At 46.5% G+C, this 26,085-nt stretch carries 21 protein-coding genes; 4 read left to right on the top strand and 17 right to left on the bottom strand.

The features are described 5' to 3' along the window. Positions 1-41: 41 nt before the first annotated feature. The 6 genes from L0665_RS07385 to L0665_RS07360 all read right to left on the bottom strand — a co-directional run bounded on the left by L0665_RS07385 (position 42) and on the right by L0665_RS07360 (position 6,411). Positions 42-437 (bottom strand): hypothetical protein, encoded by a 396-nt coding sequence (locus tag L0665_RS07385; RefSeq protein ID WP_274925055.1) that lies wholly within the window; start codon positions 435-437, stop codon positions 42-44. Then, positions 374-712 (bottom strand): PAS domain-containing protein, encoded by a 339-nt coding sequence (locus L0665_RS07380; protein WP_274925054.1) that lies wholly within the window; start codon positions 710-712, stop codon positions 374-376. Before L0665_RS07380 ends, L0665_RS07385 begins: the two co-directional genes overlap by 64 nt. A gap of 158 nt (positions 713-870) precedes the next feature. Continuing rightward, complete coding sequence (locus L0665_RS07375) at positions 871-1,332, bottom strand: chemotaxis protein CheW (RefSeq protein WP_274925053.1); 462 nt, start codon at positions 1,330-1,332, stop codon at positions 871-873. Positions 1,333-1,345: 13 nt separating this feature from the next. Beyond that, on the bottom strand, positions 1,346-3,982 hold the full coding sequence (locus tag L0665_RS07370; RefSeq protein WP_274925052.1) for a methyl-accepting chemotaxis protein: 2,637 nt from the start codon (positions 3,980-3,982) through the stop codon (positions 1,346-1,348). A 284-nt stretch (positions 3,983-4,266) separates the two neighbouring features. After that, positions 4,267-5,373 (bottom strand): hypothetical protein, encoded by a 1,107-nt coding sequence (locus L0665_RS07365; RefSeq protein ID WP_274925051.1) that lies wholly within the window; start codon positions 5,371-5,373, stop codon positions 4,267-4,269. 414 nt (positions 5,374-5,787) lie between these two features. Next, complete coding sequence (locus L0665_RS07360; protein ID WP_274925050.1) at positions 5,788-6,411, bottom strand: PH domain-containing protein; 624 nt, start codon at positions 6,409-6,411, stop codon at positions 5,788-5,790. 368 nt (positions 6,412-6,779) lie between these two features. Between L0665_RS07360 and L0665_RS07355 the strand changes: the two genes are divergently transcribed. Further along, positions 6,780-7,571: a DUF2115 domain-containing protein gene (locus L0665_RS07355; protein ID WP_274925049.1), complete on the top strand. Its 792-nt coding sequence runs from the start codon at positions 6,780-6,782 to the stop codon at positions 7,569-7,571. Positions 7,572-7,582: 11 nt separating this feature from the next. Here L0665_RS07355 and L0665_RS07350 read toward each other — a convergent pair whose 3' ends face one another. Then, positions 7,583-8,104 (bottom strand): hypothetical protein, encoded by a 522-nt coding sequence (locus L0665_RS07350; protein ID WP_274925048.1) that lies wholly within the window; start codon positions 8,102-8,104, stop codon positions 7,583-7,585. A 29-nt stretch (positions 8,105-8,133) separates the two neighbouring features. Next, positions 8,134-8,607: a zinc ribbon domain-containing protein gene (locus tag L0665_RS07345; RefSeq protein WP_274925047.1), complete on the bottom strand. Its 474-nt coding sequence runs from the start codon at positions 8,605-8,607 to the stop codon at positions 8,134-8,136. A gap of 220 nt (positions 8,608-8,827) precedes the next feature. On the opposite strand from L0665_RS07345, the gene L0665_RS07340 reads away from it, so the two are divergent. Beyond that, positions 8,828-9,850, top strand: a complete 1,023-nt coding sequence (locus L0665_RS07340) for a type II glyceraldehyde-3-phosphate dehydrogenase (RefSeq protein WP_274925046.1) — start codon at positions 8,828-8,830, stop codon at positions 9,848-9,850. A 162-nt stretch (positions 9,851-10,012) separates the two neighbouring features. On the opposite strand, the gene L0665_RS07335 is transcribed toward L0665_RS07340, so the two are convergent. From L0665_RS07335 to L0665_RS07305, 7 genes are all read right to left on the bottom strand, one after another. Beyond that, positions 10,013-10,516 carry a VOC family protein gene (locus L0665_RS07335; protein ID WP_274925045.1) on the bottom strand — a complete coding sequence of 168 codons (504 nt, stop codon included), beginning with the start codon at positions 10,514-10,516 and terminating at the stop codon, positions 10,013-10,015. A gap of 581 nt (positions 10,517-11,097) precedes the next feature. Next, a complete protein-coding gene (locus L0665_RS07330) occupies positions 11,098-12,759 on the bottom strand; it encodes a PEGA domain-containing protein (RefSeq protein WP_274925044.1) in 1,662 nt (553 codons plus the stop codon). Between the two features lie 41 nt (positions 12,760-12,800). Next, complete coding sequence (locus L0665_RS07325) at positions 12,801-14,246, bottom strand: hypothetical protein (RefSeq protein ID WP_274925043.1); 1,446 nt, start codon at positions 14,244-14,246, stop codon at positions 12,801-12,803. Between the two features lie 31 nt (positions 14,247-14,277). Then, on the bottom strand, positions 14,278-15,666 hold the full coding sequence (locus tag L0665_RS07320; protein WP_274925042.1) for a hypothetical protein: 1,389 nt from the start codon (positions 15,664-15,666) through the stop codon (positions 14,278-14,280). A gap of 173 nt (positions 15,667-15,839) precedes the next feature. After that, positions 15,840-19,100, bottom strand: a complete 3,261-nt coding sequence (locus L0665_RS07315) for a tubulin-like doman-containing protein (protein ID WP_274925041.1) — start codon at positions 19,098-19,100, stop codon at positions 15,840-15,842. 4 nt (positions 19,101-19,104) lie between these two features. Next, positions 19,105-19,890 (bottom strand): hypothetical protein, encoded by a 786-nt coding sequence (locus L0665_RS07310; RefSeq protein WP_274925040.1) that lies wholly within the window; start codon positions 19,888-19,890, stop codon positions 19,105-19,107. Between the two features lie 291 nt (positions 19,891-20,181). Next, complete coding sequence (locus L0665_RS07305; RefSeq protein WP_274925039.1) at positions 20,182-21,441, bottom strand: hypothetical protein; 1,260 nt, start codon at positions 21,439-21,441, stop codon at positions 20,182-20,184. 168 nt (positions 21,442-21,609) lie between these two features. Here L0665_RS07305 and L0665_RS07300 point away from each other — a divergent pair, with 168 nt between their 5' ends. Next, positions 21,610-22,557, top strand: coding sequence for a tyrosine--tRNA ligase (locus tag L0665_RS07300; protein WP_274925038.1), 948 nt, complete (start codon positions 21,610-21,612; stop codon positions 22,555-22,557). A 38-nt stretch (positions 22,558-22,595) separates the two neighbouring features. Then, positions 22,596-23,378 (top strand): serine protein kinase RIO, encoded by a 783-nt coding sequence (locus tag L0665_RS07295; protein WP_274925037.1) that lies wholly within the window; start codon positions 22,596-22,598, stop codon positions 23,376-23,378. A 707-nt stretch (positions 23,379-24,085) separates the two neighbouring features. On the opposite strand, the gene L0665_RS07290 is transcribed toward L0665_RS07295, so the two are convergent. Together L0665_RS07290 and L0665_RS07285 are read right to left on the bottom strand one after the other, a co-directional pair. Then, positions 24,086-24,907, bottom strand: a complete 822-nt coding sequence (locus tag L0665_RS07290) for a glycine betaine ABC transporter substrate-binding protein (protein ID WP_274925036.1) — start codon at positions 24,905-24,907, stop codon at positions 24,086-24,088. Positions 24,908-25,133: 226 nt separating this feature from the next. Next, entirely contained in the window at positions 25,134-25,982 is an 849-nt protein-coding gene (locus L0665_RS07285; RefSeq protein ID WP_274925035.1) for a glycine betaine ABC transporter substrate-binding protein, read from the bottom strand. Positions 25,983-26,085 lie beyond the last annotated feature (103 nt).

Below are 26,085 nucleotides of genomic sequence, written 5' to 3'. Positions count from 1 at the left end.
GGAGGTATTCGCTATAAAGGGTAATGCCCTAAGAAACACTATCAGGTTAAACCCTGGTGAACAAAACCCACATCATGATGTTTACGCAGGAACTCCCGAATTTTTTCAGATTCAAGAAATCCCCGATCCAGCGTGTTAATGATACCCTCAATCTCCTGTATCTGATTCATAATGACCGGAGTATGTTCACTTTCACCCATCTCAGTATAGGCACTGATGACCATCAGCGGATTTCTGATTTGGTCATTTAAGGTGGCAAGATTTACAAGATTCTCTTCAATCTGATCCAGTGCTTCATTCTGACGCTGTTTCAGGTGGATCAGTTCTGTGACATTACGCCCGACAAGAATCACCATCGTCTTCCCGAGAATATTCACATAACTTGCATGGACATCAAAGAGTACCCCATTCTCATCACAGGAGAGGCTCTTTTCCACAAAACGTTTATTCGCCTGCCTCCGTAAATCTCCTTCAACACCTCATCCCTTCGGTCAGAAGAGAGGATACCGTCTTCCTGAAATTTCGGAGCGAAATCAAGAATAGAACGTCCTTTCATCTCTTCAGTCAGGTATCCAAGTGCCCCCGCAAATGCCGGGTTGACCTCACTGATTGACTTCATATCGGTGATGAGAATGGCATCGAAATAATAGGGACCCTTAATCCAATCCGTTTTCCTGGACGTGATAGGTATTCTGCAGATAACAATAATCATTACCAGAATCAGAAATTATGTGTTTCCTAAAATCGTGATAAAAAGGAACTCAGGATTATTGAATCAAAACTGCGGTGTAATTAAAATGATTGATAATATGGGTTCAGTCTATGACCGCATATTGGGATTTTATTGACGAAACGATCAGATGACAATAATCAGGAAATAATCTGGTCAAGGACCTTCTGCATGTCCACCCAGATTATGAGACGCATTGTGTCTGATGCATCCTCTTTTACCTTAATGATGCCCTTCACATAATCGGTTACATCACTGGAAAGGCTTTCACTGAGCGCCTCCACGTCCTCCTCATTCACCTGCATCACACTGCGCACATCATCGACAATAATACCAACGTTTGAACCCTGTGATGCATCAGGCATGATGACGATAATTCTCTGTGTCTCAGACGCAACCGATTCCGGAAGCCCGATAAGTTTGCTTATATTGATGATATTGGTGACCTCTCCCCTGAGGTTGGTTACACCGGTGATATAATCCGGAGAACGGGGAATGGGGGTGATCTCCATCATCTCGACAATCTCCCGTGCAATCTGGACATCAATTGCGTAATATCCGTTTGCAATCCTAAATTCCACTACATCAGTAAGCTTTGACATTTACTGCCTCCTCTTACTCTGTCCGGAATACGCTGACCATCGCCCGGAGTTTTTCTGTCATCCGCGTCACTTCATAGGTACCACTGCCAACCTCCTCAGTAGATGCCGCCACTTCTTCGGTTACTGCTGCGACATCATCGATGCGACCCATATTCTCCTTGGTAAGGGTCGTTGCCTCTTCCATTTTCTCCATCACACGGTTTGTTGCATTTGCCTGATCATCGGTGGCACGGGCAATCTCATGGATACCCTCTGAAGCCTCCTGTGCACCGGTGACGATCTCATTTAAGGAGGTAATTGCCCGATGGACACTCTCCAGACTGGCCTGAATTTCTGAGTATGCGGACTTCATGGAAACTGCTGTGGTATTGGAATCTCGCTGAATGCCTTCAATAAGCTCCTCAATTGAGTCTGTTGCAGCTTTGGACTCAGCAGCCAGGTTTTTCACCTCACCTGCCACTACAGCAAACCCACGACCGTGTTCACCAGCTCGCGCAGCTTCAATGGCTGCATTCAGGGCAAGGAGATTTGTCTGGCTGGAGATATCATTGATAAGTTTGACAATCTTTGAGATCTCAGCCATCTTCTTATTGAGCTGCTCAATCTGGGTAACGCTCTCTTCTGAGATCTTCTCCACCGCATTCATCTTAGTATTGGCTTCTTTGCCCATGCGAGAGGCTTCATTGCCCATTTTGGAGACATGGTCCGCCTGTGCCATCACTTCCTGTGATGTGGAGGCAATCTCCTCAATTGAGGCAGACAGATCTGAAATCTCCCGTGCAACAGATTCTACTGCCTCTATCTGGCGACGGGAAGCCTCTGATGACTGTTGACTGTTGACCGCCACATCCTCCATCGCCTTTGCAATTTCCTCAACACCACGGGCGGCATCCGCCATGTTTGCGTCCACATTATCGACAGCAATCTTTACTTCACCAAGGGCACTGCCCACATTGACACCCACATTATTGATGGCAGTCTTGAGTTTGAGGAAGTCTCCTTCAACCATAATACCCCCATCAAAACGTCTGGAGAAGTCCTTATCCGCATATGACTTCATGACACGGTACGACTCATTGAGTGGGCCCATTACCGTTTCAATGACATTATTTAACCCTTCAATTATGACAGCATAAACACCTTCAAACTGGTCCTGGTGAGCACGTGCCTTGCTGTCGCCTCCCTGCATCGCCTTCATGGTACCGACAAAATCCTCTACCATCTCCTCAATCGCTTTTTGTACCGCGGTGAGATTTGCATTCATCTCCCCAAAGAGGACACCCGCTTCAGCGGTATACTCGTTGGTCTTTCCGACCGTCAGGTCAAACCCGCTGGTGTCGCCATGCGCTAAGAGAGCCAGATTTGCCCCCTGACGGGTGATCTCCTGGTCAAGGAACTGTGAGAGGGCCCGTTCCGGAGTGAGGTCCTGGTAGATATAGTAATTGACGTCAATATCGCCGTTTTGATCAAGAATAGGCGTCTGGAAAAGACGCAGATAGCTCTTCTCATCGCCACCCCACGAAATTTCCATGTCGGTGACTGCCTTCTTCTTCGTCTCGTATGAGGCGTAGAAATCGTCACCACCAACGATGTTGATATTAAAGTCATAAAGTTTCTTCGCCATCAGATCATTGTAGCCGCCGTGCCAGATGCGCTGGTATTCCTCGTTCAGATCGAGGCGGTGCTTGTCTGCGGCAAGCACAGTAATACCCTGTGGATTCTGCTGGAGAAAAGCGTCGGCACGCCTTTGGAGCGTTTTAATCTCCTCCATCTCCTCATGCTGCTCGGTCAGATCCTGATAAATATAGTAGTTTACATCAATCTCGCCGTTTTCATCCAGAATGGGCGTCTGGAAGAGACGCAAGTAGCTCTTCTCTCCGTTTTCCCAACCAATCTCCATATCGGTTACGGCCTTCTTCTTCGTCTCGTACGAGGCATAGAAGTCATCGCCACCGACAATATTGATGTTAAAATCGTAGAGTTTCTTTGCCATCAGATCGTTGTAACCGCCACGCCAGATGCGCTGATATTCCTCGTTCAGATCGAGGCGGTGCTTGTCTGCGGCAAGCACAGTGATACCCTGTGGATTCTGCATGAGGAAAGCGTCTGCACGCTTCTGCAACTTTTTTAGCTCTTCCTGTTCCCCAATAACCGCTGTCTGATCCAGATAGATATGATAGACCACACTGATGTCCCCTGTACTATCAGTGATGGGTATCTGGTAGAGTTTCAGGTAGTTTTTGGTTCCATCATTCCATGCAACCTGCAGATCAGTCTCAGAATTTTTCTTGGTATCATGGGAAGCAAAAAGACTGTCCCCGCCAAGAACGGTGATATCAAAGTCGGAAAAAGACTTTTTCATCAGAGAATCACATGAATCACGGAAGAGGTCACAATAATGATCATTGAGCATCAGACAGGCACCGTCTGCAGCATATATACCCAGAGGATAAGGATAGTTTGCAATAAACTCATCAACTCCCCGGAGCATCTCCTGGTACTCAGCAGACTTCTGCATCTTTCCTATTGCTGTCTCAACAAGTCCGACAAGTTCCTGTGTTTCAGGGTCTGCGGCCGCCTGACTGAGGGACACCGTAAAGTCCCCGTCCAGTGCACGCCGTAGTGCATCTTCTATTATTTTTACAGACATGGGAATCACATATATCACTGGCACCTGTATGAAACACGGAACGGATTATCATCCACCGGGGGGGCATACGGGTGCATTAAAGTATATTTAACCTCTCTTTCAATCCTTCAAAAACCCTTCCATTCGGGCCACTAAACGGATAAACATGGAATAGACAATTGTTTAGATCAGAAATAAGTAAACGGCCCGGCCCTGCCTATGAAAATCGATTATCAAATCAGATAAATCACAAATTATAAAAAAAGCATGAGGGATGGGAAAGAAAGGAAAAATAGGGAAAATTATTATCGCTGCCGGTAAATGAGGTATCCAGCAAGGATTCCCGCAAGGATGACAAATATAAACATCCACACGTTAGAGAAATCAGTTTCCTTTCCAGCCTCATGGAACGTAAAAAGTGATATATCCCCATTCTCTCCTGCGGCGGCAAACCCATCATCAGTAGGGACAAATGCCCGGATGGAGGTGTCTCCAAACCAGTGCATCCACTCTTCCTCTCCATCAGGGGAGATTCCCATCACAAGATACTGAGGTTCACCATTCACCAGGCTGGCGTCATAGCCCAGCAGATAATACCCCCCGCCCAGGGCCGCATCTGCATAGTATACCAGTTCCATCCGCTTGGGGTAGAAAAACACCTCATTCAATGTCCCGGTCTCGTTTAATATGAGCACGGCTGCCTCATCTGCCGTGGTAAGGGCAGGAGCAATATACCCACCCCCTGGGAGGGAGTTGATATTCACCACATACCCAATACCCTCCTCACCATACCGTTCTTCCCAGATTACATTTCCATCTTCGTCCAGGTACATCACCAGTCCCGCCGAATCTGAAGATGCCACCAATGGTGAGGCATAACCTGCCACAATGTAACCACCATCAACTGCCTTTACAGACTGAATACGCCCAATACCAGCACCCGAGGTGTCAGCATAGGTCTTATTCCACAGAGGAGTTCCATCTGCATCCAGACGGTAAATGGTCGGGTAAAGATAATTTGCACCAATAATTACACCACCTGCGGGGACAGCATCCACCGTTGAAACTTCGCCAAAGGGCACATGCCATGTCCATTGTGTCTCACCTTCCGGGCTGACTCCTGCAAAGTCATGGGTTTCGGTGAAGACGATATACCCATCCCCTTCTTCCTGAACATAGCGGATAACCGAAGCATTTCCTATTGCAATCGTCATATTGCCGGTAACCGTCCCGTCTTTGGCAACAAACCAGACAGCAGGCCCATCTTCGGAGGTGCCTGAGGCTATAAACTTCCCTCCATCGGATGATTCAATAAAAGCTGCTACTTCAGAGGCACCGTCAATCGTGACTGTCCGGTTCAAATCCGGCGGCTGAATGGCCATAGCCGCCCCGGAGAAAAGGAGCAGAGTCATACAGAAAAGCACTGCCAGTTTCACATATATTCTCATTATGAGAATGGTTGTCCGCCGGGGCTAATAGTATTCTCCCTTTCCTGTTTTCTTCCTCCATAGCCACAAAGGCACCCCTTTTCGGTCAGACCCGGAACACAAAGAGGGAAAGAGGGAAGCAGTTTTCACCCGCATACTGAAAAATTACGTCTGAATACAGGAGGTAAAGGACGGCATGGCACCCACGAGGCTTGCAGGCAACACACATTCTGAGGCCACAAAAAGGCATCCCGGAAAGAAACAAAACGGCAACTGCAAAAGGACCCCCTGAATGTTTACCAAAACATTTTGAAAGCTATAATGCGAGTTATTCTGGGATTGGGCATCAAATATCAACAAGAAGTGCTCATTCAAAAAGGGGAAAATTATTTCATCTGTTCACTGCATCTTCTCTTCTATTCTTTTCAGGACAACGCCAATCTCCCGAAGTTCCACAAGCATAGCAGCATCTGCTGCCTGCCCTGCCTGAGATGGCCCGGAGGCAGGGGTTGCTGCAACATCTGCACCGGTGACGGCTGCAACCGGATGGCCGGATCGCACAAAGTCCATTATTACAGCACGGAGAGGTTCCGGGTCATTGATACCCTGCAATTTTATCTCTGCGAGTTGGTTTGCTGAGTAGCCGGCGGTCTGAATACGCAGATTTGATATCCCAAAGATCCGCATGACAGGGCCCTGGATGATATCTACGTTTGTGATCCGGTTGTAGGGGACAATACCTGTCTGTCTCCAGAGGACACCACGACCCCAGGTCATCTCAGTCGGTGTGAGAAGATAATGGACAGTACCGTAATAAAGATAGGCCCAGATACCACCTGCAAAAGCAAGCATTACAAAAATTCCGGCCATCACTGCAAGGGCACCACCCATACCATCTGTTATCGCAAATACCATGAATGCAAAGAAAAACGTGGGAATCAACATCCCAAATGCAGTCACGAGAATCAGATAAGACCGGAAAGACGGGGCAGGGGTGAATGGAACATCAATCTGAACGGACATAGATACCCTTTCTGTGAGACATCAGTAATCACTGTTCCTCCCCTGAAAGGAAAGGGGTAATCGCGGGATGGCATCTCCCCCCACATTATTGTCCAAAGGAGGGACATGGTCACCACATCTGCGTGATCCTCTCCAGAACTCAAGGACCGAACGGATACCAAAATTTGTCTGTTCACTCTCACCAATACATGCAGATCATCTGAAAAACTCATCCATTCAGATTCGGGGAATCTAAAAGCGAATACTGCAGTCTCACCACCATCATATGATACTGCCAACGTTACATGGCCACCATTCGGCACGGATAAAATAGAGGTCTGCCTGAAACAAAGCAATCATCATCTGCCGGTGCAGAAAAGAAATAGAGTATGGCAGGTATTTTCTCACGCTTACAAGCACGGATATTCGGGAACAACAGGCCGGAGGACACCACCTACCGGCCGGAGATTGACTGTATCGTAGATACCGCATCGGTGACATGCAGGGACACATTACCTTCCGGACAGGTGCTCCCTGCATACCGGGACAGTCTCGTTCATATTCAGACATTCTGGAAAACCGCGGAAACATCCCGGGACAAAGAGGCACTTCTCCCTCTTCTTTCAGACCACGTCAGGGAATATCCGCAGGAAACCCTTCGACAGATGATGGTAAATTTCGAACGAAAAACCCGTGACATTCCCACTGATTACCGTGATCCACTTCTCACCGCAGTCCATGAGGAGATCTTTGATACCCATCATCGCCTGATGACGGAGGGGTCATACGAGGGGGAACGGCACTGGAGAAAGACATCTCTGCGAGAGGGTTTTACCGAATACTGCATAATGGTCCAGCGGGCGACCACACGAAAGGCAGAGGAAAAAGATCCATCCATCCTCTCACTCCACTATGCACTCGCCTGCTATGCAATGTATATAGAAGACGGCCCCGGTCATCCTGTTGAAACACCCTTTCCAGGCGGACTTTCCGTTGAGCAGGATGGACGGATATATTACTGTCCCGTACGGGATCATGCAGACGATGTACCCTTCGCCCTCTGCCCTTTTTGCCCGGCAGTCCAGACAACGGGAGTGCACCTCATCCGTGACCCACAGGAAAGAGCCCGGATACAAAAACAGGCATATATTGACAATTATTTTACCAATTTCAAGGGATAATGATGGACATTTCAGGCAAAGGAGACAAGATATACACCTAACACAACGAGTGAAATCCCTATCCAGGCAGAAATGGGAAGAATACCAAAGATTCCTCCTGCTATAAGCACCAGACCGGCACCTGATATAAGATACCCTGCCCGCCGCATCTGCATCGGATCTTTCACTGCCTTATTGGGAGTAATGCAATGATTCTGTTCACCGCCTTCCTCCCTGACCTGTGAACGGTTCATCCACGGTAATGGTCCGGAACCACCACCAAAAGAAGAACCATGCCATTTGCTGTAGAAGGGAGACCCTTCACTCCCACGATCCTCTTCCATGAGACTGATACGGACAAACAAGTCTCCTTTCTTTGACCCATTCCGAAAACCAAGCCCTTTCAAGCGCAACACAGCATGTCCTTCAATCTGTTCAGGAATTTTGAAGGTGATCCTCTTCCCTTCGAGGTGAATCTCCTTTTTTTCCCCCAGTTCATCCCGGTTCACCCAGATTGCATATTCACGGTCAAGGCCCTCTGTCATCCTCTCCATTCTCCTTCACCATACGTTTCACCATACCATCAAATGACGATAGTATTGCTTATTTCCGTGCCATCGACATAGACAGCAACATAATAGATACCGACTGGTTTCCCAACGACGCCTGTCTCAACCGGACCGAGAATAGTTCCCGGCTCAGGATTTGCAAAGGAGAATATCTGCGATGAACGGCCCCCTTCTGCAAGAACCGCGATCTGCAGGTCTGCCACATAACTGCCATCAGCGGTACCGCTGTACTGAACGGACAGGTCCCCATCTGAAAGGGATACTTCAAACATTACATTTCCAGTGCTTGTAGCCATTGTCGGACCAAAAAAAACCGGATAAAGAATATATGCCAGTATAATCGCTATCACTGCAAAAATAACAGCAGCATAATGTTCTTTTTTTATGGTGCGCGGCTTTTTCAGGGACTGCCCACAGATCATGCAGATGGTGCCCCCCTCAGGCACCGGTTCACCACACCGTGGGCAGACGTTCTGTTTTATTCCCATAACCCCTCCTGTTACCGAATAAGTGGTTATTATGAGCACAGGGTAATTGAATATTGTTATTCCCGGATAGTCCGTTTGATTCACACATTCAAAGAGAACCTTTTTTTGTATTCCCGCTGTATCAGTTCCATAATCAGGTGAGAGGGACAGAAGGGTGCAAACTTATCCCCTGCAAACGGGGGCAGGAGAGGCCCGGAGTACCATCTGAAGGTGTGCAGCTATGATCAAAGTGGCAATTAACGGATATGGAACAATTGGCAAACGGGTAGCTGACGCGGTGGCAGCTCAGCCGGACATGGAAATTGTAGGGGTCTCAAAGACACGACCCTCAGGAGAGGCATACATCGCAAATGAACGGGGATATCCTCTCTATATTGCAGATATTACAAAGAAGGGGGCCTTTGATGAGGCAGGTATCGCAGTCGCAGGTGATGTGGAAGGCATGCTGCGCCAGTGTGATGTCGTTGTTGATGCAACTCCAGGGGGCGTTGGAAAGGCGAACAAAGCACTCTATGAACTCTACAACGTCAAAGCCATCTGGCAGGGCGGGGAAAAGCATGAGATAGCAGGCATCTCATTTAATTCATCATGCAATTACCAGGACGCCTACGGCGCTGACTTTGTGCGGGTGGTATCCTGCAACACAACCGGTCTCTGCCGTATCATCAAACTGGCAGACGAGGCATATGGTGTGAAATCAGTCTTTGCAACAATGGTACGCCGTGGATCTGATCCCGGCGGGATTAAGAAGGGTCCGGTTGACGCAATCGTCCTCAACCCGGTCTCCATCCCGTCTCACCACGGGCCGGATTTGAACACCGTTCTTCCGTCAATTGATATCGTAACAACCGCGATGATCGTACCGACGACCTTCATGCACATGCACGTTATCCGGATGGAGCTGGCACAGGAGGCCACCCGTGAAGGTGTTCTGGACCTCATTCGCAAACACCCGAGAATTGGCATTGTAAAAGGTTCCACCGGCATCACTTCGACAGCAGAATTAAGGGAACTGGCCTCAGATATGGGCCGCCCCCGTGGTGATCTCTGGGAATCCTGTGTATTCGAGGATTCGGTTGCGGTAGGCAAAAACAATGAGCTCTATCTCTTCCAGGCAATCCACCAGGAAGCAGATGTTGTCGTAGAAAACGTCGATGCCATCCGTGCAATGATGAAGGCGGCAGACAGCGCAGAAGAGTCAATTCGGATGACGAATGAGGCACTCGGGCTGAAGGCTATCTAAGATTCATTCTCAATTTTTAAGAAACTGAGAGAGGAAAGAAACGGATGTGGATGCAGGTGTGAGTGTTTGTCACATTCTGGCGTGAGGGGAACAGAGAATCACGATTCACCCCACACTGCCAAATTATATTTTGTACTGGCTGGATTTCCCCCGAACACCGGGTTACCGTTCATCCATTTCAAGCATATACTTTACAATCTCTGGCGGCATGGTGGTGGATGTTGCAATCTCATCCGCTGACATGCCGGATGATGCCAACCTTTTCACACAGACATCCATTCTCTCACCAACCTCAATCATATGTCCATCGGGATCAAGGAACCGCACGGTGAGTTGGCACCAGGGCTGAGCAGTCACCCCATGCACAAACTCAACACCGGCAGTATTCAGGTTCTCAAATGTCTTCTCCATATCCTCTGTTTCATAGTAAAGCTCGATCATCCGCTTTGATGAAAAATCTCCATCTCCAGCGTTTTCATCACCGAATATCACATTTCTGCCGTAATTGCCATCCCAGATTGCAAGTGCACTTTTAAACCCGATATTTTTGCCGAGATCAAGTTCAATCTCCTCGCCCATCACTTCAGTATAGAATTTCTTTGATATTTCTACATCCTGCACAAACAGAACCGTTGAATGGAAGGAGAAAAGGCTGTTTTCTGCCATACTTTACAGGTTCCTGCAGACGGGAATAATACTTTTGTGGGGGATATGAAAGTGTCAGGGACATACCATTTCAATTCCTGATATTCTTCCTAAATCAATTTCGGCATACAAATCAGGTCATTTTTGGGATAAATCCACACATATGACAAAGCAACGCATAAATAACATCTAAAATGACCATCATCCTTGGAAAAATACATCCACTCAAAAGCCCGGAGTGAGCATTTCTCAGTCGAGACAGCCCATACGTCCTCCCAAAAATATCCGACAATAGCGACCTCTTAATACTCTACAATTAGTCTCCATTTTAGCAAATAAATGGCATTAAAGCCTTATTTTTTCGGCAATAAAAAACGTGAAAAATATGCCTAATTTATCCCCAAATTCCCAAAAAAGGGGATCAAAGAGGGTAACCTCAAGGTAAGAAAAACAATGGATGGGGCAGGACCCCTATTCTTGTCATTCATCCGGCCATTCCGGGCACGTATGAATGTTTTCTTTCACTTTGTAACATTTCTGCAGAGCTACAATAAGCTATTAGAATGGATTTATTGAAAATAAATGGATATTTTATCCCTGATTTACTCTTCTGAATCATCCTTCGTATTGGCATCGTCACCCTTCCCCTCCTCATACAAATCATCAGTTCCGAAGTGCGTTTCTTCCGGAACAATAATGTCATCGCCATTTATCTCAGGAGCACGATGCACCTGCACTGTTGGCTCAACAATGAAAGTCTCCTCCACCTTCTTCTCAGATTTGCCATATCGCTCCTTTGCAACCTGAAGATGCACCATAAGGCGGTGAACACCCGGACTCCTTCCAGAGAGCATCACATCATATTTTCCCGGGTTCGTGAAGTGGTCAACGGAAATACCATCGATATAGACAGTGCAGACAAAACCACGGTACGGCCCTCCGGGTGCATTTACCGTAATTTCAGCCCGTGCAAGCATATCGTCCTCCCGTATGGTCACCGGAAGGTGTAAATCGATTTCAGGATTAACTCTGTGCCGCAACATGTCCTTTCCCAGAAACACCAGAACGAGAAAAAGAAGAATAAACGGAGATATGTATATCACGATATTGTGAAGATTCGGACTTATGTCAAACGGATTTGAAACCCCGTCCCCGTCAACATCCCGGGCAATAATAATTGCAGACTCCGCATAGGTAATCGCACTCTGTGAATCACCTTCCTCATACTTTTTTTGGGCATCTAGAAGCGCTTCCTGTGCTTTTTTCGGACGGTATTCAAGATTTTCGGATACCACCTGTTTAGCCTCTGCTATTGCCTGCGGGGCCATTGAAATAAGATTATACGAAAAAGAGGCACCTTCTGCTCCGACGTCCACCTCCGTTTCAATACGCTCATACCCAAACTTTTCAATACGAATTGTGTGCAATCCCTGTTCAGAAGGGATTTCGAGAGGAGTCGTGCCGGAATAAACCCCGTCAATTGAAACACTGACTTCTTCCGGCACAGTATTCACCAAAATAAGTACCTTTGAGGGGGAAAGCTCTGCAATTACTTCCGATATCTTTCCAGCCGCAACATCAACCCTGCCTGTCCAGTCATCATATCCGTTTTTTTTAATGACAACATCGTACGTCCCCGGCACAACCTCTTGAAGCGTCTTTCGGGTAGTACCTTCAAACTCCCCGTTCAGATAAATTTCAGCATTGGACGGGACAGACGCAACCGTTATCCTTCCTGTCGTAGGTATTGTCTCAAACGTATGGACAACCGATTGTGAAATCCCTTCGTTTATTGTAACTGTTGCTGCATAGTCTGAGTAATTATAAAGCACCAGGAGAACGCGGTGTTGTCCCTCAGGAAGATCGTACAGGATGGTATTCGATATGCCAAAAAAGTCCCCGTCAATATATATCTGTGCACCCTCCGGCTTTGTCGATACCGTGAACGGACCCCCCACGACAGGTTCCATCCCATGGCTCACGTAGGTGATTTCCCCCTCCCTTACTTCAAATATCTGCTCCCATGTCCGATAGCCCTCCAACTCAAGTCGCACATAATGAATTCCCGGAAAAACGTCCTGAATAAACGTGTTTGTCTGAATACCAAGGTATTCATCATTGAGATAAATTTCCGCCCCCTGCGGTTCTGATGATACAGATATCGTCCCTTTTTGTGTCTGTGCATCTGCAGATGAGATTCCTGCCTGTATGAGCAGAAGAAAAATGACAACGGAAATAATTCTCATTGCAGGATTTTTTTTCATGGCGGATACCTGTTTTTTCTATCCGGTATGACACAAACCAGTCATTTAACGGGAATTAAAACTGCTTTCCCTGTCAGACTGAAGATGCGATATATTCCTGAATCAGAGATGAGTGCTGTTGCAGATTCATTCGATATTACAAGCGTGGTGTTTATGGGAACCCACGAAGATACCGACTGGTTGTATCTCATCAGGTAGTACAAAACGTCCGGGTTATAATCCACATTTAAGGCTATTGTCACGTTTTGAGGTCTGGATACCGTTACTTCGTATGCACTCCCTATTCCCGAAAGGCCAGCAGGACTATTGCCTGGTGTTGTGTTCAGCCGTGTAATAATTCGGGACTCATCAACAGGAGCAATCGTAGCTGAAGGGGTTATATACGGCATCTCGGTTGCATTATGGCCAGGATTTACAAATTCCGGCTGGATTACAAAAAAAAACACTACGACTGCAAGAAGGATTACAAAAATTCCCAGAATAGCAAGCAGGCGAACCCTGCCCTTTTTTTTCTGCTCCATGTGCACCTCATACTCACGTTTAAGGTCCTCCCTGTCAAGATCGTTAATACTCCACTTTCCGTAATCTGACTCCTTCGGGTGTTCCAGTCCCTCTTTGTTCTGAGGTTCATATGCAGAGGATGAGAACTCCCCATGTTGGGCAATAAAGGTGCCAATATCTTCCTCATTCAGAAATTCCCCAAAGAGGCGTAATCTGCCAGGAAGCATCTTTTTGGTGGTTTTGTACTCAGAAACAAGCTGTTCTGCAAGGTTTCTGCGGGATTGTTCCTTCGACAGTTTTAGCCGGATTGTGGAATTTTGGGCGAAAATTCCCACGTCCTGGTATATCTCCTCCCACTTCGAACCATCTGTCCGCTCAGTATCCAGATTGATATGAACCTTTCCGGAATACTTCTCTGTGACCAGCAGATCAGCATCCCTGAAAGTCCTTTTTGCAACAACGATGGTAAACCCCGGAGATAAAAATGAATGAATTTTTTCGGTTACAGAAACGACAAAATCAACAGACATTGAGAGGTTTCCTGACACGCAGACAACCTCCTTTCCAAGGAGCATTCTTCCCACAGAGTAATTCGCAGCAGCAGAACTCATAAGGCCGGTAATTACCCTCTTTTGGCGTTCATCAAAGAACTCACTGTCTGAAGCGAGATCACGCACCACATATTCTATTTCAGTGAGTCTCTGTTCGACTCGACTGTAAAACGCATGGATGTATGCAAGATCAATTTTCGGTGGAAGTTCCCGGTTCCATCCGACCTTCTCAAGATAGATGAATGTGTCGGGCCTTCTCCCCTTCTTTTGCACGTTTACAGCAGTTCCGAGCAGAAAAACACCGTTTTTTGTACTGATATACAAAGACGCTGTACTCTCGTCAAGCCGTTCTGCAAGATGGAGTGCATACTCGTCATGCAGGGTGCCTGCCACAGCCTCACCATCTGTTGTGAATATTCCGTATGCATCATTCATTCTTCAAAAACCCCCTGACTATGTACCACCATTACAGGCCAAATTTGAATATCTCCGTAAACCTCCATGGTGCAAGGGATGTCGGTGAAATTTCCTCTTCAAATCCTTCCTCTGTGGGAAATGGTTCTGCTGATGCATCGACAGAAACGGCGACAAAATACATCGAAATGTCATTCATCATGTTAACCAGATTTTTAAAAACCGTGTTTGAACTGAGAATCTCAAAAAGAGTGGTTTCTATGTTCAGTGCCTCTTTGGATTTTTCCGGAATGTCAGATAATTTCCCGGCATTCATTGAGTGTAGAAGGTTTTGTATCTCCTTATTCTTCCAGAATACGAGATCTGTTTTGGTGACAACGAGAGCATATTTTTTGTTCGACCCGAAAAACCCGAAGTAATTTTTTCCTTCCAGGTCAATCAGAGTCTTCATATATCCCCCAAATTCCCGTGCAAGCTGTGCATGACCCTTTCTGTTGTCAGTGATTTTTTCACCGTCAATAAGAAAGATGACTTTTCCTGCCCGGAGAAAGTTGCCATACATGGTCGAGATTATCACACTTTTGGTGAATTCCGGATCGAGGAGATCATCAAAATGGTTCAACTTTATGTACTTGACAAAATCTATTGTCCCCGCACTCTTTCTGACCTCCCCCGGAGGCATATTGAGTCGTTCACTCAAAAGGGAGAGCGCCTTTTTGAAATTGATCTCATTTAACTCATCATAATACTCACCAGCATAATCTACAACTGTCCATTTGACTGGAATTATACCAAATTTCATTCCGGTAAGCTGGTACATCACCATCTGGTAACGGTATGTCCGTGAGAGGATCTTTCCGTCGAGAATATTTGCATACAGACTTGATATGCGCAGATCGTCGCCTTCGTCATTTGGATCTCCGGTTAAGACAACACCCTCGTTTGAGTGTCCCTTATCGAAATGTTCTGAAATATAGCTCCACAGACCAAGAACAAAATATGTCTTCCCGGATGATCGCGGGCCGAATATGAATATCTCTGAAGCCCTCACGCCGACGGTGATCTTAATTGCAAGCCAGTAGAGAATAAGAGAAAGAACAATTCCCGCACCAAAAAAGAAGATACTTTGTGTCGCATATGCCTCACCAACTGCTGAATCCGGTGCGATAGCAGTCCGATACATCTCATACGCAAGAAATCCGATGATGAGCGCGAAGAACAGGGTGAAGAGACCTTTGGCAAACTTTGCAAGATTGTCATACCGGTTTGTGATGACCGTTTTTACGACAAACACAGCACCACAGATGATACCCACTGAGTATGTGAGAATCAGGAGATCTATGTCAGCCCACGGAGAAGAATAAACATAAAATATTGGTATTGCAGCAAATATACCAGTGTAGATGACACCATTTATTCTCGAATCCTCGTTGAAAATCATACCCACAGCAATGATAAAAAACAGACCACATAAAAATTCAACGAGAACAGTCAACCCATACGATGGTGGATGAAGCTTAAAGGCGGGCGCTATGGTTGTGAATATATAAGCGACAATAATGCTCAGGGGAAGAGCTAAAAGAAGATAGGTTTTTCTTCTTTTATTGTTGATTATCATTCCCTGACTGCCTCTTTGATATCCTTTACCGTATATAAATCCAGAACCCTCTTCTTTGCCTCTTCAATCTGTGTTTTACTACCCGATTCAAGGTCAGCGATCTCTGCTGCCTCGGTTAAGAGCAACGTTTTTTCACGGACAATATACTTTCCCTCGTGAAGATACAGGGCATGGTGCAGGATATTGTCCTTTGACTTCTCATACTTCTCCCAATATCCTCCGCCTGTCGTCAGAGGGGAGATGTTGTCAAGGAAACTTGCCGCTGCAAAGAATGTGAGTGATATCTCCCAGGGTTTTGTGTAGTTATGTGAGTTTACCTTGGCACTGTCAACCCCTTTTAAGTCAAGGGATTTCACCAGATTTCGCCTGAAATCACTGCCTTTGTTGTCGATTAACTGTGAGAGCCATCTGGACGGTGACGATGCGACAAGGGCGGCTTTGTCAAAGCTCCATCTTTCTGTGCCTGCACTTCCATATCCAATTGATATGTTGTTTATACCAAGTTTGTGCGCATCGACAAGCTCCTTGTATTTCCACTGCACAATGTTGTAGAGCTTTTCAATCTCACGTTTTCCTTCTTCATCATAGTCGAGGACAGAGAGATCAGAGTCGTCACGTAAAAGGGAAAGAACGTTCGGGTTAATCTCCCCAAACCACGTCCGGTACATTCCTTCGATAGTGGTGTTTCCACTCTTTCTCTTCTCGTCAATGGTTCTCAGTCCGGACTCATATGAATCCAGGCCTGTATTGAATTTTTTTCTTGGATCAAAGGTTGAACTTACCAGATTGTCGATTTTTTTCAAAAATTCAATCTTCTGCTGCATCATCTTCTGTGAATGAATCAGGAGGTCTATCTCCGTGTTTGTATTCCCAATATTTGAGGAATATCCTTCGCGGGTATTTACTATCCCTGTAAGCGTCTCCCTGATACTCGCCAGAATAGAGGCTGTGTCCCTTCCGGAAAAGGAACGGACCAGTTCTGCCTTCTCTTCGGATTCAAGGTTGAACTGTGATAAAATAGGCGCAATTGTTGCCTCCCTTAAAGATACAAGCCGTGTATCAAACTCCCGGGTAAGGAATTTGTCCTGTATAAAAACCTCGAAGGGATCGCGTATTGATATCTTTCCCGGATGCATCTGCGAAATTTTTCGTATCCTCTCCTCCTTTGTCGCCTTTTCGCTTCTGAACATCTCAAAATTGAGTTTTCGCCCCAGGATACTGTCAGTAAAACCTTGTTTTTTGGATACCCTGACCATATAATCGTTGTAGAAGTAAAGAGAAACAGACTCCGCGAGATCCCTCAGGTATGAAAAATCGGTTGAAGTCGCCTTCTCAAGATTCTCTATATCTCCCTGAAGGTCTCCAAGTGGAAGGGAAGCAAGCCATGCATCACGTTTGACAGGCTTTGCCTTCTTCTTCTCCGACTGGTTCAGTTTCTCCTTCAGTGCAAAGAGAAGCGCCGAAAATTTGTCCAGAAATGCCCGCTCCAGAATTTCTATTGAGTCCTGCCCGGCGCCAGTGGCCGTCCCATGGCCGAGTGCAACGTAATCATCTATTGGTTTTGCAAGTGCATTGACCTCAGAACGTATCAGATCAAGCATCCGGTTCTGTTCTTTGGTAATATCCTCAAGTTCCAGGCGCTTCTTTTTAACCCTGACATCTGCCTCACTTATTTCACCTCTTAGTGCAGACTCACGGCTGGATAATTCTCCTGATACTTTCCCAAAGTTTTCTTCGCCACGTATTACGTTTACAAGCGCAATTCTCGCAGATTTTCCGTCTACCAAAAGGGTCTTTTTCAGGAGAACGGACATCTCCTCCAAAAGCTGGAGATTCTTCTTGATTACTTCGTATAATTCCTGGTCTTTCGCATTTTCATGCGGTTTGCTCTCATTTTCAAGGGATTTCTTGAGTCGTGACACATACTCTGAAAGTTTGTCAAAATCTGTTACCAGAGAGATCTCTTTTAGCTCCTCCGGCATGTTGTTCGTGACCGCCGATTCGATAATGGACTGTGTTTTGAAGTTTAAGAGATCGGTTATATCGTTCTCCCATACTTTTTTTATCTTTTCTATCTCTTTTCTGTAGAGATTTACATCATCATGGGTAATTTCCGTGTCAGTCTTTGAAAATTCTTCAGGGTAGAGGCTTTCATTGGTGGCGATAAAGTCAGAAACCTCTTTTAAGATTTTTTCCCTGTTCTGTCCGATTCCCGATAGGCTTTCAATTACATCCTCAAATCCTTTCTTCAGGGACCGCAGATTTTCAACAGGGTATTCTATCACATGCGAATCTGCGAATATAAAACCGGAATAGTCTTTTTTTGCGTCCACTATTGCGGATATGTCGGCAGTCGGGAGATAGAACGAATTTATGAACATATAGGGAAATGCGGAGTCAAACTCAACCACTTCCTGCTTTCTGTCTCCTCCGTCCACATATCCTGTAGGGCTTAAGGATGAGATGATAATGTAGTTGAAGAGCTTGTCGTCCTTCATGTTGAGATATTCTATCTCTGAAAGCGCGATAGCAGCGTTTAACTGCTCTTTTTCACCCTCACTTGCCGCCGGGAGCACAACAAAGAGCCAGATTTTCGATTCCTGGCCACGTTTTTCCTTGATATATCGGGCAAGATCGATAAACATCCCCGAACCTGTACCACCCCCAAGTCCGACAACGATTGCAACTGGTCCATGACCCTGAAACGAAGGAAATTGCTCTCCGCCCTGGGTGATTGCCTTGTAGAATACCGCCTTTGATATCGCACGTCTGCGATGCACCCCACCTCCGAAGTCATCTACGATGTTTTTGTCAATCTGTTTGAGCATCTGGTAGTCGAATCCATATTCGGGATCGTTCATCCACCATACGTCAACAAGAGGGCGTTCGCGTCTGTTTTTTATCTGTTCTGATATTTCCTTTGAAGTCAGGGATGACACACGCTCTACATTTGCAAGGTCGGGAAGGTGGTAATGGTAACTTTTGACGCTGCCCCCCATCTGATTGTTTGTCCTCTGAATTTCACCAACCTTTGCCTCAATCCGCTCTGAGCGTTTTATGTCATCCTTTCTCTGGTTGGAATCGGTGTCTATCGTATAGAGCGTGAGACGTTTTCCATCTGAAAGGTAGTGCTCTAAGAACCATTCATGATCATAAAGGTTGTTTATGAGTTTTTTTCCACACCCACCTATTGCAACAACGGTCAGTTCATCAGGCATCTGGAATGCTTTTCCCTCAATAATATCATCATGGGCCATTCAATTATTCCCCCTTGTAATCATTCTGGAATTCCTGCATATTTTTCGCCCGTATCCGACCGAATACCATCCCTACTGCAAACCCTGCGACAAGAAGGACAATTGCAATCAGAGCCGCTGTTGTAACCGGAATTGTCGGATCTTTAGGAGATTCTGCGTATTTTAAGAGTTCGTTTGCTTCATCCCTGAGTCCTCTGGAATAGAGATCGTCTATCAGAGTTCTCATGTCAGTGTCACTAACAGCGTTCAGCCGCGACCTGAACTGTTCGTCATCGGGAATTTTCACGGAAAATGTATCGGTTGTGCCTGTTCCAAGAATATCCCCGTTTTCATCAAGTGCCTGGATGTGATAGTAGACATACCCTGTCGTCTGCGTGATCCGTTTTGTGACAACAACACCGTCTACAATCTCAACCGATGTCAGAACAGGCACCCTGCCATATACGGTCACATTAATTCCGCCTGAAAAATCGTCATCCACGGCAAACTCAATAATGTGGTCATTTAATGCCTCGTCCCCCCCGGGTACCGTAAAGCCGTCCAATTCCGGATTCCAGAGATTGGTGCCCGGTACGGGCATGAGATCCGTATTTAGTTCAATACTCCGTGCCTGCTTTGGGATGCCGCTCATAACTATTGTATATTGTATTAATTCCCCCTCATTCTGGGATTCCAAAAGATTTCCATCCGTCAATTCTGCAACAATGGCAGCAGACGGAACACAGATCACCAAAAATGAAATAATCAGTGCCAGTGATATGCATATCGATGCCCAATTCCTTACACCCATGTCGACAAAGTTTATTTCAAAACATTTAAATATATCCCCTGAGGGTTCCGGGAATTTGTGTTGCCTGCAAAGGGACTGTTCTTTTGTGCATCAAAGCGGGTAGTCGTGCGGTCAGCTCAATCTATTTTTCAGATGATTGGTGGTTTTCACGGTCTAATGTAGTGCAATTAATGTAGTGCAATTTTCATCATGGTTCATGAACCAGAGGACTCACACACACACACAGAGATCAGGCACCAGAAAGAAATGGTGATCTTAAGGAAACTCGGATGACACCGTCACAAATACAGTCTACTCTTTCGTATATGGTTCAAGCAGCGTCAGGGCATTTGTTCCCATAAGACAATACCCCCGCTCTTCGAGAGATTCACACGCCAATGTAAAGTCAATTGAGGCAAGAGAAGCGGTTTTGACAGCATCCCTGAATGGAATAGGATAATCTGCGCCATAGACGTCGTAGAGCCGATAATACAGCGTCCTTGCATCCCCTGTCAGGGTGAAGGCGTCCCGTACCTTCAGAGATGATGACTGAATCTTCTCTGTCTTATGCGACATGGACGACCACAAATCCATGACATATTTGATATCCTCTTTTCTAATGGCAGTATTGGACTGCAGCCGGGCATACGAGGACGCGAGTTTAGGAATGGCACCGGAGATATTCTGCCGGAAGGGCCGCTGTCCGGATGTCAGATACTCCTCACGCAGTTCATATACCGCCTCTGTCATCGCTTTTTCAATGGAATCGGTTGATTGTGGCGTAATAAAGAGGCCATCTAACAGTTGTCCGGTAATAATTCCCGACTCCTCTTTGAGAATTTCACGATATTCGGGTTGTATTTTTTTCCGGGATTCATTGTCTATTGCAACCGGAATATCAGCGACTAATTTCTGCGGCCGGAGAATTGCCTGATTAATCTCCCCAACTGATTTCCGGACACGAACGTCAGTATTCGAGAAATGATAGTAGTAATAAGAATTGACTTTTTTGAATTCCTTCGGGATGATATTAAACGGGCGTTTGAACAGATCCCATTGGTGTTTCTTTCCAAATACTGCTGAATGTATCCCGCCCGGCTCATCATGAACCGGAGGTGCGGAAAATGCAAATAATGCTGAACAACCGGCAATCTCTTCGATACTATCCGCCTCACCATCGTATGGAGATGTGAAATATTCAATTATTTCACGGACATCCATAATCTTACGCTGCCGTGCAAGAGAAGCGACATCGAACTCCTCCCACCCTCCGATATCACGAATTGTCAGCCACTCATTTCCTCTGTCATCCAGAGGATGTTTCCCTTCGTCAATAACCCTGACTTCAATAAACCGGTGTTCAGGCGGTGGCCCCCGGGAAACCACAGAAGGGTCAGCAACGTACAATATCGAGTGATCTGTCTTCAGAAACGGAGAAGGATGAAGATAGAAATAGCGGGGGTCATTCCGATAATATTCAACAAACCCAACGTATTCATATTTTTTATTGCAGGCAAGCTCCCTCTCAACACCTGATAATTCCGCACCTATCCAACGGTCATTGAGAGACATACTTCATCGTTATCTCATATTTCCTGATAAACATTCGGTATGGACATCTTTAGAGGTTCACCAAACCCTGTCCATCCCCTATGTATCACGGGAATAACACATCCCCCCTACTGATTCATACGTACCCCCGAAGCAACCATTAATGCGCTGCACACCACAGTACTGACAATGGACTCATACGCGCTTGCAACGCGAAATACTGTTGAAGTTGTCACAGATGAAGAACTCCGCTCTGTCCTTTCACAGGACAAAAAGCGGGTGTACGCCGGATATGAACCATCCGGTGAGATTCATCTCGGTCACCTCGTCACCATCAATAAACTCATAGACCTCCAGAATGCAGGGTTCGAGGTCGTTGTCCTCCTAGCAGACCTCCATGCATATCTGAACCGCAAGGGCACCATGGAAGAAGTCAGGGAACTGGCAGAATATAACCGCCGCTGTTTTGAGGCAGTCGGCCTCAAAGATGCCGAATTTGTCATGGGCAGTGACTTTCAGCTTTCCCCGGAATATCAGCTCGATGTCCTGATGCTCTCCCAGCGTATCACTCTCAACCGGGCCACCCGCTCCATGAACGAGGTCGGACGCCAGATGGAGAACCCAACCGTCTCCCAGATGGTATATCCTATCATGCAAATGGTCGACATCGCCCGCCTCAATGTGGACGCAGCAGTCGGTGGCATTGACCAGCGTAAGATTCACATGCTGGCACGTGAACATCTCCCGTCCATCGGGGTAAAAGCGCCGCTCTGCATCCACACCCCCATCTTAAATGGTCTTGATGGGAAGAAGATGGCCTCATCATCCGGGAACTATATCTCGGTTGCAGACTCAGAGGAGATTATCATAAAGAAGATGAAAAAGGCCTTCTGCCCACCAGAGATTGAGGAAAACCCGGTTCTTCAGACCCTGAAGTACCATATCTTCCCTCGCCTCGGGACGGTTACCATCCATCGGCCGGAGAAGTTCGGTGGCGATGCTGCCTACTCTTCCTATGAAGAGATGGAAGCCGCATATGGGGCAGGAAACATCCACCCGGCAGACCTGAAGGCCACTGTTTCCAATGGACTCATCGAAGTGCTGGCAGACGCCCGTGCATTCATGAACGACGAGTAAGCGAATTCATACTAAAAATATTGGAGAATACATACACCATGGGAAAGAGAGACGATCTCATCGAACGCTTTGACCGCGAAACCGAACGGATGGGAGTCCGAATACGGGATGCCGACCAGTTTAAGGTCTCCGAAAACGTCTTTGATGACATTACCCTCCTCTCCCTCTACCGCTTGGTGCACAAGAAGAAGATTAAGGAGATAGGGGGCTCCATCTCAACCGGAAAGGAGGCAAACGTCTTCTATGGCGAAGGTGAGGAGATGCCCATTGCCATCAAAATATATCGTATCCAGTCGGCCAATTTCCGGTCAATGAGCGAGTATATTATCGGTGACCCCCGCTTCTCCTCAGTGAAAAAGTCCAAAAAGGATCTGATCTTTGCGTGGACAAAGAAGGAGTACTCCAACCTGGCCCGTGCCCTCGATGCAGGTCTCCGGGTGCCCATCCCGATTCACTTTGACCGCAACATCCTCATTATGGAGTTCATGGGCGAAGATGAGATCGCCTATCCCCAGCTGCGGCTTGCCCGGCCGGACGACTATCAGGCTGTCTATGACGAGATCACTGCCGCAATGAAAACCCTCTTTAATGAGGCAGAACTCGTCCACGCCGACCTTTCAGAGTTCAATATTCTCTGGGATGGGGAGCACCCAATCATTATCGATATCGGGCAGGCAGTGACTCCCAACCACCCGAAGGCCATCAAATTCCTCGTACGGGATATCAAAAACATCAACCGCTACTTCGACAAACGGTGCACGATCAGGGATGAGGAAGAACTCTTCCGTGATATCGTTGGGGAACACCGGATGCAGATCTAAATATCCAATTCTCCGAATATTCTGTTTTTATCTCAGGGATGTGTCCACCCCCATTCGGGCACTGTTGCCAGTGCCGGTGATTTCCACTATTCCGGGCAATGGTATGACATCGGTAGCCCGATAATGTATAAATACCCCATCCTGCGGCCCTTTGTCCAGGAAAATAGAATTCACACAGCAGCCTGGAACAGGTAGATCTCAGTTAAAACAGCCCATACATCCTCTTAAAATATCCGTCACCGGCGACCCCTTAATAGTCCACAATTATCCCTCTTTTTGGCACATAACAGGCATTATGACTGCTTTTTTTCAGCAGAAACAAGGACCAGAAAATAAGACAATTTTATCCCTCAATCACCTAACGCCGGGAATAATATAGTGAGATCAGAAGAGAAAAACCGGAAAAAAACGCATCAACACAGCAGCCTGGAGTGGGCAGAACACAATTAAGACAGTCCATACATCCTCTCAAAATATCCATCAACGGCGACCCCTCAATAGTCCACGATCATCCGTTTATTAAGCAAATAACGATTATTACAGCCGTATTTTTCCATCAGCAAAAAATATCAGAAAATATGCCCATTTTATCCTCAGATTCCCCTAAAAATGAACTCAAAAAGGGTGGGTATACAGTTACAAAAAACAGGGAGGCAAGGCAGCAGCTCCTATGTCAAACACTACAAAAAAAGAAAAAACAGGGGAAATTAACCGTTGATCCAGTAATTAACGGTGTCCGGGTTCGCATCTATCCATGCCTGTGCGGCATCCTCTGCGGTTGCGCCATCCTCAACTGCAAATATTACAGATTCCATATCATCAATAGTCCAGTGGAAACGCTCAAGAATGGCATATGCCTCAGGATCTTCTTCCTTAAAGCCTGTGCGGGAAAGAGTTTCGAGATGCTCCTCAGCACCGTAGATACCCTTGGGGTCTTCAAGGTACTTCAGGTCAAAGCGGACAAACATCCAGTGGGGTGTCCAGCCGGTGATAACAATCCAGTCGCCATCTGCGTATTCACCGGTGAGCTGACCTGCCATGGCAGAGCACGATGATGTGAGAAGTGTGTAGTCGAGACCATACTCCTCAATTGCCTTCTCGGTCAGTCCCATGATGCCTGCACCCGGTTCGATGCCGGTGATCTTGCCATCAAACTTGTCTGCGACACTGTTCATCTCGTCTATTGAATCGATGGTTACATACGACGGGACCACAAGACCAATCTTTGCTCCCTCAAGGTTCGTACCTATCACATCAATTGAGTCACCGTAGGTATCCCAATAGGCTGCATGCGAGGTGGGCATCCATGACGAGACAGTCACATCAACCTTACCATCAGCGAGCCCCTGGTACAGAGGACCAACAGCAACGACCTTGAGCTCAACATCGTAACCTTCCTGTTCAAGCACTTTCTTTACTACATTGGCACTTGCAATCTCTGTATCCCAGAGCATATAGCCGATGGAGATCTCTTTTGTGGGTTCAGTTGTCGAAGAATCAGCTGCATCATTTGTACAACCAGCAACCAAAATTGCACTGAGTAAAACTAACAAAACAAGTAAAATTTCTTTTGATTTAAAATTTAGCAAATATACACATCCATTAAGTCAGAAAATCGTTGGATATAACAATTCAAAATTGACTTGTAAAAAAATATGACTGAAGTCCATATATGCATATAGTTCACTGCAATTTCAGATGGATATGGATAACGAGAGATGAATAAGCGATTAACAAAAAAAAAAGTTAGGGTAATTACCCGTTGATCCAAGACAGAACAGTGTCCTGGTTTGCATCTACCCATGCTTGTGCGGCATCCTCTGCGGTTGCGCCGCCTTCGACTACAAGCATGACAGATTCCATATCAGAGGCCTTCCATGAGAAGCGCTTAAGGATGGCATATGCATCGGGATTGTCTTCTTTAAAGCCCATACGGGCAAGACTTGCGATGTACTCCTCGCCGCCGTACACTCCCTGAGGGTCCTCGAGATACTTCAGGTCGAAGCGGACAAACATCCAGTGCGGAGTCCAGCCGGTGACGACAATCCAGTTACCATCTGCATATGCACCACTGAGCTCAGCGGCCATGGCAGCGCTCGATGACGCGAGAAGTGTGTAATCAAGACTGTAGTTCTCGATTACAGTTTCGGTCATTCCCATGATGCCTGCACCTGGCTCGATGCCAGTGATGGTTCCATCGAACTTATCTGCGACACTGTTCATCTCGTCTATCGAGTCGATGGTCACATATGTCGGAACAACAAGCCCGACCTTTGCTCCCTGGAGATTCTGACCCACCATGTCAATGGAGTCCCCATAGGTATCCCAGTAGTTTGCATGCGTAGCTGGCATCCATGAAGAGATGCTCATATCGACCTTACCATCGGCCAGTCCCTGATACAGGGGACCTGCGTCAACGGCCTTGAGCTCAACATCGTAGCCCGCCTGTTCATATACAGTCTTTAATACATTGGTACTTGCGATCTCTGAATCCCAGAGAACATAGCCGATGGAGACCTCTTTTGCGGCTTCGGCTCCGGGTTCGGTTGTTTGAGAACCGGCTTCATCCGTGCAGCCGGCAACAAAAATTACACTGAATAACACTAACAAAATAAGTAAAAGTCCTTTCAAATTCGAATTTACCAAATAAACACATCCATTATGTCAGAACAAAACCGTTGGGAACCGGTTAAGAACTGACTTACGA

The organism is Methanogenium marinum (assembly GCF_028912405.1).
Classification (GTDB): domain Archaea; phylum Halobacteriota; class Methanomicrobia; order Methanomicrobiales; family Methanomicrobiaceae; genus Methanogenium; species Methanogenium marinum.
Note: the sequence above shows the minus strand (reverse complement) of the source record. Positions and strands in the feature narration are given on the sequence as shown.

Bases quoted from the DNA above. Each gene is read 5' to 3' on its own strand.
- L0665_RS07325 (WP_274925043.1), bottom strand. From the start codon at position 14,246: ATGAATGATGCATACGGAATATTCACAACAGATGGTGAGGCTGTGGCA.
- L0665_RS07350 (WP_274925048.1), bottom strand. From the start codon at position 8,104: ATGGAGAGGATGACAGAGGGCCTTGACCGTGAATATGCAATCTGGGTG.
- L0665_RS07380 (WP_274925054.1), bottom strand. From the start codon at position 712: ATGATTATTGTTATCTGCAGAATACCTATCACGTCCAGGAAAACGGAT.
- L0665_RS07355 (WP_274925049.1), top strand. From the start codon at position 6,780: ATGGCAGGTATTTTCTCACGCTTACAAGCACGGATATTCGGGAACAAC.
- L0665_RS07330 (WP_274925044.1), bottom strand. From the start codon at position 12,759: ATGAAAAAAAATCCTGCAATGAGAATTATTTCCGTTGTCATTTTTCTT.
- L0665_RS07370 (WP_274925052.1), bottom strand. From the start codon at position 3,982: ATGTCTGTAAAAATAATAGAAGATGCACTACGGCGTGCACTGGACGGG.
- L0665_RS07360 (WP_274925050.1), bottom strand. From the start codon at position 6,411: ATGTCCGTTCAGATTGATGTTCCATTCACCCCTGCCCCGTCTTTCCGG.
- L0665_RS07310 (WP_274925040.1), bottom strand. From the start codon at position 19,890: ATGGGTGTAAGGAATTGGGCATCGATATGCATATCACTGGCACTGATT.
- L0665_RS07305 (WP_274925039.1), bottom strand. From the start codon at position 21,441: ATGTCTCTCAATGACCGTTGGATAGGTGCGGAATTATCAGGTGTTGAG.
- L0665_RS07300 (WP_274925038.1), top strand. From the start codon at position 21,610: ATGGACTCATACGCGCTTGCAACGCGAAATACTGTTGAAGTTGTCACA.
- L0665_RS07295 (WP_274925037.1), top strand. From the start codon at position 22,596: ATGGGAAAGAGAGACGATCTCATCGAACGCTTTGACCGCGAAACCGAA.
- L0665_RS07315 (WP_274925041.1), bottom strand. From the start codon at position 19,100: ATGGCCCATGATGATATTATTGAGGGAAAAGCATTCCAGATGCCTGAT.
- L0665_RS07340 (WP_274925046.1), top strand. From the start codon at position 8,828: ATGATCAAAGTGGCAATTAACGGATATGGAACAATTGGCAAACGGGTA.
- L0665_RS07375 (WP_274925053.1), bottom strand. From the start codon at position 1,332: ATGTCAAAGCTTACTGATGTAGTGGAATTTAGGATTGCAAACGGATAT.
- L0665_RS07335 (WP_274925045.1), bottom strand. From the start codon at position 10,516: ATGGCAGAAAACAGCCTTTTCTCCTTCCATTCAACGGTTCTGTTTGTG.
- L0665_RS07345 (WP_274925047.1), bottom strand. From the start codon at position 8,607: ATGGGAATAAAACAGAACGTCTGCCCACGGTGTGGTGAACCGGTGCCT.
- L0665_RS07320 (WP_274925042.1), bottom strand. From the start codon at position 15,666: ATGATTTTCAACGAGGATTCGAGAATAAATGGTGTCATCTACACTGGT.
- L0665_RS07365 (WP_274925051.1), bottom strand. From the start codon at position 5,373: ATGACTCTGCTCCTTTTCTCCGGGGCGGCTATGGCCATTCAGCCGCCG.